The following is a 13,132-nucleotide window of genomic DNA, read 5'->3' as shown; positions in this document are numbered from 1 at the left end:
TAGCTACGGGCGTACGTCTTCGGGAGGTCCCGTCATGTCACAGCGCAATGCAACTCGAACTTATTCAGCGGTACAGATTGCGTCCGCCGCCGTCGGAGCGGTATTTCTGCTCGTCGGCATTCTCGGCTTCATACCCGGTGTGACCACCGACTACGACATGTTGGCCGGAGCCGGACATCATTCCGGTGCAAAGCTCTTCGGGATTTTCGAGGTGTCGGTGTTGCACAACGTAGTTCATCTACTCTTCGGTGTTGCCGGTCTTGCAATGGCCAGGATGGCGCGGACCGCGCAGTTGTACCTCGTCGGTGGCGGCATCGTGTACCTGGCATTGTGGGTATATGGATTGGTGATCGACAAAGACAGCAGTGCCAATTTCGTCCCGGTCAACGACGCAGACAACTGGCTCCATCTTGTGCTCGGCCTGGGGATGGTCGCGCTCGGAATACTCACGCCGCGGATTGTGCGACGCGACAACACTGGTTCGCACCCGCTCAGGTGACCGCCCCCGAGTGAGCCGAGGTCAGACGTTTCCACGCGGGTGGCTCTGGGCAACCGCAGTTCATGACTTCTCTCTGGTTGGACGGCACACGCCGCGACTTCTCGTCCGAGTTCGTGACCTCCAGTGAATTCGACGTGGTCGTGGTCGGAGCGGGGTTGACCGGGGTTGTCACGGCTCTGTTGTTCGCACGTACCGGGCGCAAGGTTGCCTTGCTCGAAGCGAGAACGACGGGCGCGGTTACCACGGGCAACACGACCGGCAAGATCAGCCTGCTTCAAGGCACGAGGCTCGCGAGTATCGCGAAGAAGCACTCTCCATCGGCAGTGCGGGCCTACGTCGAGGCGAACCGTGCGGGTCAACAATGGCTTCTGGGCTTTTGTACCGACAATTCTGTTGCGGTGCAACGCGAAACTGCATTCACCTACGCAAACAGCGTCGACGGAACAAGCGCCCTACGAGATGAATTCGATGCCGCGCGCGCGGCCGGACTCGACGTCCAGTGGACCGATACCGTGGAACTGCCTTTTCCTGTGGCAGGTGCAATCCGGTTGGAAGACCAAGCGCAATTCGACTCGGTGCGCGCATTGGACGCGCTCACCGAGGAGTTCGTACATCGCGGGGGAAAGGTCCACGAACACACGAGGGTTCGCACTGTGCGGGGCAATCGGCACCGCAGATCCATACATACCGATCGTGGAGACATCAGTGCCGAGACCGTTGTCATTGCTACCGGCACGCCGATACTCGACCGCGGTGGCTTCTTTGCTCGTCTCGAACCACAGCGATCGTATGCCGCCGCTTTTACCGTGCCTGGCGACATTCCACACGGCATGTATCTCTCCGTCGACGAACCGAGTCGATCCATACGTTACGTGCCTGTCGACGATCGAGAACTTCTTCTCGTCGGAGGAAACGGCCATCCAGTCGGCCGTGCTGCGTCGCCGGCACAAAACCTTGAAGAGTTGATCACCTGGACCGGAAAGCATTTTCCCGGAGCAGAATTGACGCACTCGTGGTCAGCGCAGGACTACCGCCCGGTGAACGAGCTGCCGTATGTCGGGCAACTGGTTCCGGGTGACAGTTCCATCTTGATCGCAACGGGATACGCGAAGTGGGGACTCACTAATGCGGTAGCGGCAGCACTCGCCCTGACGGCCGAAGTGTCAGGCAGCCGAAAGGACTGGTCCGTCATCTACACCCCGTGGGATTGGAATCAGATTTCCGGATTACCCAAGGCCGCTGTTGTCAACGGCGAAGTGGCAGTCGAAATGGCAAGCGGATGGGTACGGCCGTTGATCAACCGCTTCGGAAGCTCGGATGAACCACAGGAGGGCGAGGGCCGAGTCGTGTGGGACGGGATTGCACCTTCCGCACACTGCACGGTTGACGGCGTGGCGCACCGCGTCTCCGCAGTGTGCCCCCACCTCGGTGGGATATTGCGCTGGAACGACGCCGAACGCAGTTGGGATTGTCCACTACACGGATCTCGCTTCGCGTCGGACGGGGTACTGCTGGAGGGACCGGCCACCTCTGACCTGACGTGATTGCAGTCCTGCAGACAAGCTTCTGCTCGGGCCACGCCTGTGCCGTTCGGTTCCGTCACGATGAGCCCTCCTGCATGTTTTCGCCGGCTTGCGGGTAAGCGAACCTGTCCGGGGATCAAACCCCTCGAACCCAGGAGTCGTCGATGATCGTTTCTTTGCCAGGTGTCTACAAACCGCAGGACGATACGTCGTTGTTGATCGAGGCACTGTCCAGTCAAACGGTCACAGCGGCCACGCGCGTGCTCGACTTGTGCTCCGGTACGGGCGCACTCTCGATTGCCGCAGCCAAAGCAGGAGCAGGCCGCGTCCTCGCGATCGACATCTCGCGCCGCGCGATTTTGAACGTGAGACTAAACGGGGTTCTCAACAAGGCAAGCGTCGAGGCACGTCGCGGAGACCTCACCGAAGCAGTACACGGTGAAGTCTTCGACTTGGTGGTCTCCAACCCGCCGTATGTCCCGTCCGAGATCGATGATCTGCCGACTGCAGGTGTCGAACGTGCCTGGAATGCGGGAGTAAGTGGCCGAGCTTTGCTGGATCGGATCATCGCATCGGCTCCCGACATGGTTGCCCCCGGGGGATCGCTGCTTCTGTTGCAGTCCGCGTTGTGCGATGTGAACAAGACGGAGACGATGCTCGAGGAATGGGGCATGACCGTGGAAGTTGTCGCGCGTAGGTCGATTCCGTTCGGGCCCGTTCTGCGGTCGCGCCGCGCGATGCTCGAACGCCGCGGGCTGATCGATCAGGGACAGGAAACCGAAGAATTGGTGGTCCTGCGCGCGTGCAAGCCGCTCGCACCTCGGAGAAGCGAGCGAAACGGCGGGACGATGTCGCAGAGGAGGCCGGGACAACGAAAGTTGGCTGCCGTGGAGGGTGAATCGAAATGCCGTCTGCACACGGACATAGAACTCGTTGCCCCATCGGGGGTCTATTTCGACACCGTGGAGAAGCTGCGCGAATTGCTGCTCGCTATGGGATTCGGAATTACGAAAACGGTTCCCGTTCGAGCTGATGGCGGAATCGGACAGATTTTCACCCTGGCCCCGGAAGGACGCGTCCTCGTCATGCTCGATCCATGCAACACCGGAATCGAGGTGAGTCTGCAGATCGAGTACGTGGGATGCGAAGTTGCGGACTACTTGCGAAAACACTTACCGGAGAACATTTCACATGTAATAAGGATCAGTGCCGGGCCCCTGACCCGTTCGTACCTCGACCAGGACGATCCGAGTGCTCGACACACGTTGGAAGAGACTGGAAATGAGTGACCACCCCCGGCCTGAACTGCCGGTCGACACCAACCTCGAAGAGATGTGCAGGCAGCTGGCATCCGTTGCAACTGAACGTGGTTTGACCTTGTCAACGGCAGAGTCCCTGACGGCGGGAAACATCGCTGCCCAACTCGGGAAGGCCCCTGACGCTGGTTCGTGGTTCAGTGGCGGGATCGTCGCATACAGCCGGGAGGTCAAGCAGTCCGTGCTCCATGTTCCCGACGGCCCCGTTGTGAGCGAAGAAGCCGCACGCGTCATGGCGCACAGCATCGCAACCCTGATGGGCACTACGCTGGCACTCGCCGTCACAGGGGAGGCCGGGCCCCAGACTCAGGAGGACGTGGCCCCGGGGACGGTGTGGTTCGGAGTTGTCGATCATGGACGGGCGGAGACCGAGAAACGCGTTTTCTCAGGCGACCCGGAGGATGTCCTTGCCCACACGATCGAACACGCAATTCGACTTCTCCTGCAGCACGCCTCAGCAGACGCCACGTCCCGTCGAGTTACATCGTGATCTTCAGGACTCCGTCTTCGAAAGATCTCCGTTACTGACGGGGTCATGAATGACGTCGAACAGTATTGAAACGCAGCCAAACTGCTCCTTAGCCGCCATATCCGAATTTCTCGGTGTGGACTACGCGCCCTTCGGGGCCGAAGCCCAGGTGGTCACCGGAATCTGCCAGGATTCACGGCAGGTACGGCCGGGCGACGTCTACGCGGCGCTGCCGGGCGTCGAGCATCACGGCCGTGAGTTCGTGGCCGAAGCGGCCGCTCGGGGCGCCGTAGCTGTGGTCAGCGATCGCCCCACCGAGATTCTGCCTACGCTTGTGGTCAAGAACCCCCGAAAAGCATTGGGTCCGTTGGCAGCCTGGATGCACGGAGAGCCGTCCTCGATGCTTGACATGTACGGAGTGACCGGCACGAATGGGAAGACCAGCACTGCATTCATGGTCGAGGCCGGATTGCGTGCGGCGGGCAAGCGGGCGGGCCTCGTCAGTGGAGTGTGTGTTCGTGGACCGAAAGGGTCGCAGCGTGCACGGCGCACCACGCCTGAAGCAAGCGAATTGCAAACAACACTGGCAGCATTCGTTCGCGATCGGGTCGACGGGGTTGCAATGGAAGTCTCCAGTCACGGCCTGGCCCAACACCGAATCGACGGCACTTACTTCCGAGTCGCCGCCTTCACCAACCTTTCGCGCGATCACCTCGACTTCCATCACACGATGGCGGAGTACTTCGAGACGAAGGCAATGCTTTTCACGGACGAGTGGTGCGCCGCGGCCGTAATCGGTATCGACGATGCCTACGGAAGAACCTTGGCTGCACGTGTCACGGTTCCTCACTTGACCGTTTCTTCGCGTGGTGGCGCTGCAGACGTTTTCGCGACCGCCATTGACACAGGACGGACGGGCACTGCCTTCACCGTGCACCTCGAGGAGTGGAGTAGGCGAATCCGACTACGTCTGCTCGGCAGTCACCAAGTCGACAATGCCTTGACGGCAATTGCTTCACTGCGACTGGGCGGGGTGGACATGGCGACGGCTCTCGACGGTATCGAGGAGCTCGACGCCGTTCCCGGACGGCTGGAACGCGTGGACCTCGGGCAGAACTACCTCGCATTTGTCGACTACGTTCACAATCCATCGGCTCAAAGCCGACTGTTTCCCTATTTGCGCTCGCTGACAGCAGGAAGGTTGATTGTCGTCGTCGGTGCCACCGGAGGTCGGGACTCAGGAAAGCGTAAGCCGTTGGGGCACATAGCCGGGACATTTGCAGATGTGGTCATCGTGACCGACGAAGGTCCGTTTCACGAGGATGCTGCGGGTTTGAGAAACGATGTTGCTTCGGGGTCTCGTGAAGCGAAACATGCTGAAACGGTTATCGTTCCAGACCGCAGTGAGGCTATCGGAGTGGCCGTCTCGCGGGCACGATCAGGCGATATCGTCCTCGTTGCCGGTAGAGGACATGATCACTCGATGAATTACGGCGGAGTTGAGATACCGTTCGACGATCGCGACGCGCTCGAACGTGCGGTCATCGAGCGCGTGTAGCTCTTGGAGGTGGACTTGGCCTTGCCTTCGACGATCATGGACTCGCCTAACTTCAAAGCTGTAGGGGTCCTGGTCGTCTGGAACGAGAAACCGAGTGGCAGACCTGTCCACGCCCGCCGACAACCCAGCCATACCATCGGAATAATCAGCACCGCTGCTGCCGGCACGAGGGACAACCCGTACGTTTTGCTCCGCCTGTCGATCCTTCGCGCACGGTGCTGTATTTCCTCGGTGGCACCGGGTTAGTCGGACAACTCTCTCATCTCTGTCAAACCTCGCCTGATCTACTTTCGGGGCTTGTTTGGACAGTTGAATACACTGGTACCCAAGCCAATACGAAAGCCGAGCCCACGACTCCCGTCAAGGTCCCCACGATCAGACCGCCGAAGTTCGCTGCCGGGAGGGCCACGAGCGAGAGAATCATCGCACAGACCCCAGCTGGTAGTCGGGTGTCAACGCGTAGTAGCGCGGAAGCTGCGCACAGGGCCATGAGCGCGGCCAACAACAGTGTGGAAACCCCGGCGATGGTACTGATGGAAATCAGAACGTCACCCAGGCGCACGGTCACGACGGCGGGTAGCAACAGAAAGCCGGCCGAAACTCCCAGCAGAATTGATCCGGCAAAAGGCCGCTGCCTTCGCCATGCGGCGAATGCAGCTTGCTTCGTCAGCATCCGACAGCTCCCTTCTCGACACTCATGGCCAGCTTGTCGATGGCGACTTGTGTTGCGGTCAAGGAAATGATCTCGACGCGAGCCTGTGCCAACATCGAGTCGCCGGCGGTTATGGCTGATGCGTCAGGTGGATCGAGTTCGGAAACCTCGCCGAGTGCAGAGACTTCAGCACCCAATCGTGCATCGTGTGCAGTGATGGCGCCGCCGAGAGACGCTGCGTCCAAGGTGATGCCGGAAGCGGTCGTTCCGTCGCCGGGGGCATGGATGCTCATGGTGACGTCACCCAGGAATGGAACTCCGTGAGCGACAGTCGACAAGCACAGGTCGGTCAGGCGCACCTGTTGGATATGAACGGCGATGCTCGCAGATGCTTCTGCGGCAGTCTCCGCCGCTCGGGGATAAACCTGAATGCCTTGGGCTTCGACCGCGGAAACGCTTCCCGTGAATCGCTGCCCGGACACCACGACATTCATGGGCAGTTTTCCCTGCGCGATGCCGGCACCCAGAGTCACGACGGCCAACAGACCCAGACCGACTATGACGACAAAGCGCCCCTTGTGAACCGAACTCACAGGTCTGCGCCTTTCATTGCTGTGTCCTGCGTTTCGGAAGTTGACACTGAAGTCACGCACTGAGGCTCGTAGTGTCGTTCTTCGTGGTTCGGCGAGAGAGTGCGTAAAGCACGATCCCGACCGCGAGAAGTGCTGCCGCGCGTAGCCATGTCGCCGCGCTTTGCTGAGTGAGCAATGCGACGCAGGTGAGAAGAGCCAGAATCGGAAAGATAGTCGGTGCTCGAAAATGACTGTGTTTCACCGAATCACGACGCAGGACGAGCACGGCGATATTCGTGCTGATGAAGACGACGAGTAGGAGTAGTACCACCGTCTCGGCCAAAGCCGACAGTGAACCGGTCAGGCACAGTGCCATGGCGACGGCAGTGGTGGCCACGATCGCCAGCCATGGAGTCCGGCGCCCGGGAAGTACCTTCGCGAACGGGCGTGGGAGCAGGCCTTCGGATGCCATCCCGTAGGTCAGTCGGCTGGCCATGATCATCGTCAGCAATGCACCGTTGGCGACGGCGACGAGTGCGGTCAGGCTGAAGAGGCGCGGGGGGAAGCCGACGTCGGCAGCTGACACCACGGCAAGCAGCGGGCCAGAGGACGCCGCAAGTTCATCGGCCGGGAGAACAACCGAAACAGCCAGTCCCACAAGCACGTATGCGGCACCCGCTGTTACCAATGCTCCGAACAGTGCGCGCGGGTAGACCTTGCTCACGTTCTTCACCTCTTCGGCGACGTTCGCTGATGTCTCGAATCCGACGAACGAGTAGTACGCGAGAAGTGCAGCAGCCAGCACCGCGAGTGCGGGTGACCGGGTTTCATCGAATTCGACGACGCGACTCAAGGTTCCGTCACCATGCCCGAGCACAACACACGCGAGGACGACGACCAGAACCAGGCCGGTGACCTCGACGGCTGTCATGACGACGTTGGCGCGCATCGATTCCTTTATTCCTCGCGCATTGAGAAGCCCCACGAGGAGAAGGAAGACGAGTGCCGCCGGAACGGTAGGTACATCGATGAAGGCTTTGAGGTAGTCGCCGGAGAATGCGAGTGCAAGTCCTGCTGCACTCGTGACACCTGCCGCCAGCATCGAGAAGCCGACGAGGAACGAGACGAGTGGTTTCCGAAAGGCTCGTTGAGCGAACACCGCGGCACCACCTGCGCGCGGATACTTAGTCACGAGTTCGGCGTAGGACGTTGCGGTCAACAGCGCCATCGCCAGGGCTACCAGGAGTGGCACCCAGACGGCTCCCCCGACCTCGCCGGCGATGACGCCCACCAACGCGTAGATTCCTGCGCCGAGAACGTCGCCGAGTATGAACATGAAGAGGAGGGGGCCGGTTATTGCTCGTGCGAGAACATTTCGCTGGCTGCTCTGGTCGGACTGTTCGGTATCGTTCACGTGCACCGACTGCGGGTCGCGTCGCATCTGCAAGGTTCATCCTGTCTTCACGGTGGCGTGCTGCCACCCAGGTGTTGTCACTTACCCAGCAGTAGTGGTCTCAAACACGGGGGACCTCGGGCAACCACGTTTGTGTGGTTACTCACGATGGTTGACGCTGCGGGTCTATCGTTGCCTCCGGACAGTCGCCAACGTGTCGATCAGCTTGGCGCAGAATGCTGGAAGATCACCAGGGTTGCGGCTGGATACCAAAGTATTCGGTCCGGAAGTGCAGACGACCACCTCTTCGTCCACCCAAGTGCCGCCTGCGTTGGTGATATCCGTGCGCAGACTCGGCCACGACGTCAGAGTGCGACCCGCAACCACCCCTGCTTCGACCAACGTCCAAGGCCCGTGGCAGATCACTGCTACAGGCTTCCCGTCGTCGAAAAAACTACGGGCGAAAGCCACCGCTTCAGGGCTCATTCGGAGGAAGTCGGGGTTGGCCACCCCGCCAGGAAGTACCAGAGCGTCGTACTCGGACGACGACGCCGACCCGAGTACCGCATCCACGTCGAAGACGTCAGCTTTGTCGAGATGGTTGAATGCCTGCACAGTTCCCGGATCTGTCGAAACAATCGACGGCTGAGCGTGTTCCGCGAGCAAGGCGTCCCACGGATCCGTCAGTTCGACCTGTTCGACGCCCTCCGACGCGACGAGGAATGCAACTTTCTTTCCTGCGAGTTTCTGGCTCATGCTTGATCGTCCTTCCTGGACCGTCATCGTGACCGCTGAGCAATTGCTCAGCTGGAGGCGCCTTCGGTGTCGTCGAAGAACGACCATTCGTCGTCGTGACGAACTTCCATTCGCCACCCCAGTTCCGAATTGTCGGCACGGGTGTCCACAAACCAAGCATGTGCGTCGTCGGCGCTTTCGATGTCGCGCGTGTCAGTAACGTTGCCTGCGGGATTGATCACTCTGTAAGTAGCCATTCGGTTCGGCTTCCCACAGTGACGGTTCTCTAATCATGCTTCGTTTCGGTGGTGAAACATTCTTGGCCAGCGCGACTTACACGACGCTTGCCGTACCCGCTCCCAGCGAGCACTGTCTGGTTGATACGCGATGAGGCCCGCACTTTCGAATGCATCGATCCATCCTTGCATCGGCCACTCCCCCCATCGTCGGTGAAACACTCGTGCATTGATCAGAATGTCGTCAAGGTGCTCGACAGGTGGATCCGACACCGGATGGAATTGGTGGTATGCGTCTGCGCCACCGACCCAGGCCAGTTTCACGCCCTTGTCTCGGGCGGCCCTTGCGAAATCGGTGTCTTCCCCGCCGTATCCGAGGTACTCCTCGCAGAATCCACCGAGTGCACACCACGTCGGAGCAGTGACCGCGAAGGACAACGACCAGAAGAGATCGAAGTCGTTCCCGTCCACGATCTTTCCGTCTGGGGGCACCGGCCTCGCTGGATGCGGGTTGTGCAGCAATGCCAACGAGTCCGAACTGGTCGAGTCGGCGACGGGGTGGGGCAGGTAGGTGACCGGCCCGCAAAACAATGCGGGAGTGGAAGCCTCCGAACTTGCGGCTTCGAGGTACCTCGTCAGAAGTAGCGGCGCTGCAATACAATCGACGTCGAGAAACACGAGCAATTCGGCACCATGGCGTAGAGCTTCGGCGGCCCCGATATTTCGCGCGCGAGCCAGCGGAAGCGCGCTTCCCGCGGGAACGTCGATCTCGATTGTGCGGGCAGCGCTTTCTTCCTGCGCCAAAACGGTTTTCACCATAGGGTCTCCCATGGCGACGATGAAATGTGAGAACGGTGTGGTTGTGTCGACAGCGAGGCCACGGACGTGCATTCTCAAGTGTGCGTGGCGACCGCGCACGATCGTGATCACGGCTGTTTTCATGTCAGCGGTCCATATGCCGTTTCGCGACCGACTCGATCACTCTCGCTGCTCGAGCAGCGGCACCCGAACTCTGCCACTTTGTCCAACCTCCACGATCGAGAGCTTTTGCCTCTGAGATCAATTTGGGCCACGTGTCGAGCGCCGGCCAGCCCGGCAACGTCACTGCGAGATTGTGCATCGACAATGCGTCGGCGGTCGCAGTCTGTTCTCCGAACGGACGTTTCTGCGCAATCACGATAGCCGGCTTGCCGGCGATCGAGATGTCGGCAATCGCGTTCTGGCCCGCGTGGGAGACCACGACATCGCTCGCACAGATTTCCGACCAGGGATCTGAAACCCACGTCCCTCCTGGTAAGCCGAGCCCCTTCCAATGAAAGGAATCATGCTGTGCCGCAGCAGCTTGTACGTCGGCGTCGGTCACCGTTGATCCGCCGGCGCCGCTCAGCACAACGACGCGGGGTGTTGCGGGATTACCGACCGACTGAGATGAGCACGCCCGGCCGTCGAATCGGCTGATACCGCCCACATAGGTGGTCTTGTCCGCATACGGGTGGAGCCAGTGCGGGTCGTAAACCTCCTGTGGCCAGGCCGCAATAATGTGATCAGCAAGGCGATACGCCAATTGATGCGCGGCGTCTGTCCTGTCTCCTGGCATCGCCAAGACGATGACCGGGACGCCCATCAGGCGAACAAAGGTCGCAATTTCGATCGATACGTCCACGACCACGGCCTCCGGGCGCGTGGTCGCTATCCAGTCCGCCACGCGAGCCATTCGAGAGCGAAGTCCGGGTTCGTGTATGGGCGCCCAATGAAGCGCCCCGTTCGCGGTGGGGTTGAGTCTGTGGGCTTCGTCGTTGTCGAGTTGGAACTGAACATGGTCGTCGAAGTCCTGCAGGGCAACCGAATCGGCACTGGTGAGTGCAGTGACGTCGGAGGAGAGATGCGTTGCGATCGACGCGGCGCGAGTGAGGTGCCCTCGGCCCTGATGATGGATGTAGTAACCGATCATCAGCTTGCTCGTCGCGTAGTTGTCGACGCACAGGCCATTTCGTCGTACAACTTGAGGTAGCGGTCCACCATCCGCCGTTCCGAGCAGTGGCTTACCGCTCGCGCGCGTGCGCTCGGCCGAGCCAACTGCATCGCATCGCCGATTGCGGCAGTCAGTGCGATCACGTCGTCGGCCGGGACCAAACGTCCACAGTCGGGCGTGAGGATCTCCGGTATGCCGCCCCTGCCGTAGGCGACAACCGGTGTGCCACAGGCAAGAGCCTCGGCCACCACCAAACCGTACGGCTCGTCCCATTGCGGCGTGACAAGAGCAACCGCAGACATTCCTACCGCAGCGACCAGATCGTCTGTGACCAGATGGCCGAGATAGCGAATGGTGCCGTCGAGTTCGGGTTCGATTCGTTCCCTGAAATAAGCATGGTCACTGACCGGGCCGGCGAGTACCAACGGCATACCGGCCGCCCGGGCCGCGGTAATCGCATGGTGGGCGCCCTTTTCCGGCACGATTCGACCGAACCAGATCAGACGGCGCCCGCCAGGGCCCTGATGCCATTGATCCGTGTCGACTCCGTTGTGTACGACATCGACATCTCCGGCAGCGTGTTTCCATGCTTCGGCGGTGTAGCGACTCACGGCGGCAAACCGGCCGGGGGGCCCGCCGGCCGCGATCGCTGATTCCAGCCAGGGCGTCGGTGGCGTGTGCAAAGTGGTGAGCACGGGAGTGTTCAGCGTCGACGTCATCGCCACCGGCAGATAGTGAAGGCTGTGGTTGTGGATGACGTCGAAGCTCTCCGCGTAGTCTCGCGACAGGCGGAGCATGAGGTCGAGATAGGCATGATGTTCTTGCATGAAATGCTCTGCCGGCATGGAGATATCAGATCGGGCAGCCGTGCTGATCGGGGCTGGACGGACGTCGATCAGCTCACAAGCGAGTTCCGGATCCGATCCTGGTCCGGCAAACAAGGTGACATCGTGGCCGACTTTTCGCAGTGCCGCAGCCAGATGCCATACATGGGCCTCGAGACCGCCGGCGAATGGTTGAATGACTGGATAACGACTCGAAGCGATCAGAGCTATGCGTAGAGCCCTCATGCGAGAACCTTCTCGTAGATCTCGCGGTGGGCAGAAGCTGACAATCGGCGCTGCCTGGTACGCATTGCGGCGGAAAGACGCACCGGCTCTTCCGAATACAATTCGCGGACGCATCGATCCAGCGACTCGGCATCGAAATGATGCTCGTCGAACCCGTAAACCTTGCAGTCCTGCTGTTCCGAGTAGAACCCACAACTGGGCGCAATGACGGCTGTGCCGAGGTCGTAACACGCCTCCAGCCATCCAGAATGCGTCCCGAAGCGGTATGGCAACACCGAAACTGACAGGGACATAAGGTAAGTCCACAGCTCGTCGTCACTGAAGTAGGGGTGTACCACTACGTCGACGTCCCGTCGACGCGCATACTCCGTCAGTCTGTTCGCTGCCTGCGGTGCATACCAATGATTATCCGGATCGAAGATCTCGTCGTGGACGTTCACGACCAATCGCGCTCCCGGCAACGTCGCAATCGTCGCGCAGAGCGTGTCCAACACCGGAAAGGGATCCATGTTGGGACGCAGGCTTTTCACGTGGACTCCCACCGTGAAATCCGTTGCCGGGGGCCGTGCCCGATCGAAGTTCTCCAACTCGATCACGTGGGGATGAGGCAGCACTGTGCATTCCCGGCCCCAATTGTTCGCGACCACCGCCGCCGCACCCGGCGTCAGGGTGATAAGAGAATCCGCTGCGGGAATCAATACGTCCAACAATTCGCGATGTTGCTCGGGTTCCGGCTGATGCGGATTGCGCAGATCATGCACCGTGTAGACGAGAGGAACTCTGTGGCTGCGTAATTCGTGGACGATGTCCTCCATCACCCGTGGTGCGATTGCGTCGAAACCGAAGTGAACGTGGAAGAGATCGAACAGGTGGTGATGGTCCCGAATCCACGCGGGATCCAGCATCACCGGTGGCCACCATCCGCCGGGAACCTTGCGGCCGTCCTCGGGGATGGGATCGTCGAGGCGAATGATGCTGTCGGTTCCCGCCCCAGGTCTGCCGCCGGTTCCCGACGGTGGGGCCAAGTGCCGGACGTACACGTGCGACGCGGGCACTGATGCAACACGAATCACGGAGGCTTTCGTGGAGTAGTCGATGCCCGTCGAGGTCGTCAACGGTTCCCCGGGACTGGCTTCC

General features: G+C 60.5%; 13 protein-coding genes and 1 pseudogene. 5 read left to right on the top strand and 9 right to left on the bottom strand.

Annotation, left to right across the window (positions count from 1 at the left end; translation table 11 throughout):
• Positions 1–34 precede the first annotated feature (34 nt).
• From ACFQ6H_RS14340 to ACFQ6H_RS14320, 5 genes and pseudogenes are all read left to right on the top strand, one after another.
• Complete coding sequence (locus ACFQ6H_RS14340) at positions 35–499, top strand: DUF4383 domain-containing protein (RefSeq protein ID WP_378646794.1); 465 nt, start codon at positions 35–37, stop codon at positions 497–499.
• A 62-nt stretch (positions 500–561) separates the two neighbouring features.
• Positions 562–2,043 (top strand): FAD-dependent oxidoreductase, encoded by a 1,482-nt coding sequence (locus ACFQ6H_RS14335; RefSeq protein WP_378646792.1) that lies wholly within the window; start codon positions 562–564, stop codon positions 2,041–2,043.
• A gap of 143 nt (positions 2,044–2,186) precedes the next feature.
• Positions 2,187–2,831: pseudogene (locus ACFQ6H_RS14330) on the top strand (HemK2/MTQ2 family protein methyltransferase); the annotation flags it as partial.
• A gap of 472 nt (positions 2,832–3,303) precedes the next feature.
• Positions 3,304–3,828: a CinA family protein gene (locus ACFQ6H_RS14325; RefSeq protein ID WP_378646790.1), complete on the top strand. Its 525-nt coding sequence runs from the start codon at positions 3,304–3,306 to the stop codon at positions 3,826–3,828.
• 115 nt (positions 3,829–3,943) lie between these two features.
• Positions 3,944–5,365 carry a UDP-N-acetylmuramoyl-L-alanyl-D-glutamate--2,6-diaminopimelate ligase gene (locus ACFQ6H_RS14320; protein WP_378646788.1) on the top strand — a complete coding sequence of 474 codons (1,422 nt, stop codon included), beginning with the start codon at positions 3,944–3,946 and terminating at the stop codon, positions 5,363–5,365.
• 268 nt (positions 5,366–5,633) lie between these two features.
• Here ACFQ6H_RS14320 and ACFQ6H_RS14315 read toward each other — a convergent pair whose 3' ends face one another.
• The 9 genes from ACFQ6H_RS14315 to ACFQ6H_RS14275 form a co-directional block, all read right to left on the bottom strand.
• Complete coding sequence (locus tag ACFQ6H_RS14315; RefSeq protein ID WP_378646786.1) at positions 5,634–6,038, bottom strand: DUF6114 domain-containing protein; 405 nt, start codon at positions 6,036–6,038, stop codon at positions 5,634–5,636.
• Complete coding sequence (locus tag ACFQ6H_RS14310; RefSeq protein WP_378646784.1) at positions 6,032–6,610, bottom strand: DUF6230 family protein; 579 nt, start codon at positions 6,608–6,610, stop codon at positions 6,032–6,034. The genes ACFQ6H_RS14315 and ACFQ6H_RS14310 overlap by 7 nt, the downstream gene beginning before the upstream one ends.
• 52 nt (positions 6,611–6,662) lie before the next feature.
• Positions 6,663–8,030, bottom strand: coding sequence for an APC family permease (locus ACFQ6H_RS14305; protein ID WP_378646782.1), 1,368 nt, complete (start codon positions 8,028–8,030; stop codon positions 6,663–6,665).
• A 138-nt stretch (positions 8,031–8,168) separates the two neighbouring features.
• Positions 8,169–8,738: a type 1 glutamine amidotransferase domain-containing protein gene (locus ACFQ6H_RS14300; protein ID WP_378646780.1), complete on the bottom strand. Its 570-nt coding sequence runs from the start codon at positions 8,736–8,738 to the stop codon at positions 8,169–8,171.
• Between the two features lie 47 nt (positions 8,739–8,785).
• Positions 8,786–8,974, bottom strand: coding sequence for a hypothetical protein (locus ACFQ6H_RS14295; RefSeq protein WP_378646778.1), 189 nt, complete (start codon positions 8,972–8,974; stop codon positions 8,786–8,788).
• Positions 8,975–9,007: 33 nt separating this feature from the next.
• Complete coding sequence (locus ACFQ6H_RS14290; protein WP_378646776.1) at positions 9,008–9,895, bottom strand: glycosyltransferase family 2 protein; 888 nt, start codon at positions 9,893–9,895, stop codon at positions 9,008–9,010.
• 1 nt (position 9,896) lies between these two features.
• The gene (locus ACFQ6H_RS14285) at positions 9,897–10,904 is read right to left on the bottom strand and encodes a glycosyltransferase (RefSeq protein WP_378646774.1); all 1,008 of its coding nucleotides are present in this window, start codon (positions 10,902–10,904) and stop codon (positions 9,897–9,899) included.
• Positions 10,904–11,995, bottom strand: a complete 1,092-nt coding sequence (locus ACFQ6H_RS14280; protein ID WP_378646772.1) for a glycosyltransferase family 4 protein — start codon at positions 11,993–11,995, stop codon at positions 10,904–10,906. The genes ACFQ6H_RS14285 and ACFQ6H_RS14280 overlap by 1 nt, the downstream gene beginning before the upstream one ends.
• Entirely contained in the window at positions 11,992–13,068 is a 1,077-nt protein-coding gene (locus tag ACFQ6H_RS14275; protein ID WP_378646860.1) for a glycosyltransferase family 1 protein, read from the bottom strand. The genes ACFQ6H_RS14280 and ACFQ6H_RS14275 overlap by 4 nt, the downstream gene beginning before the upstream one ends.
• Positions 13,069–13,132 lie beyond the last annotated feature (64 nt).

Origin of the sequence: Rhodococcus sp. NPDC056506, from assembly GCF_042794945.1 — a bacterium.
GTDB lineage: Bacteria > Actinomycetota > Actinomycetes > Mycobacteriales > Mycobacteriaceae > Rhodococcus_F.
The sequence above is the reverse complement of the archived record's forward strand: the minus strand, read 5'-3'. Positions and strand labels throughout refer to the sequence as shown.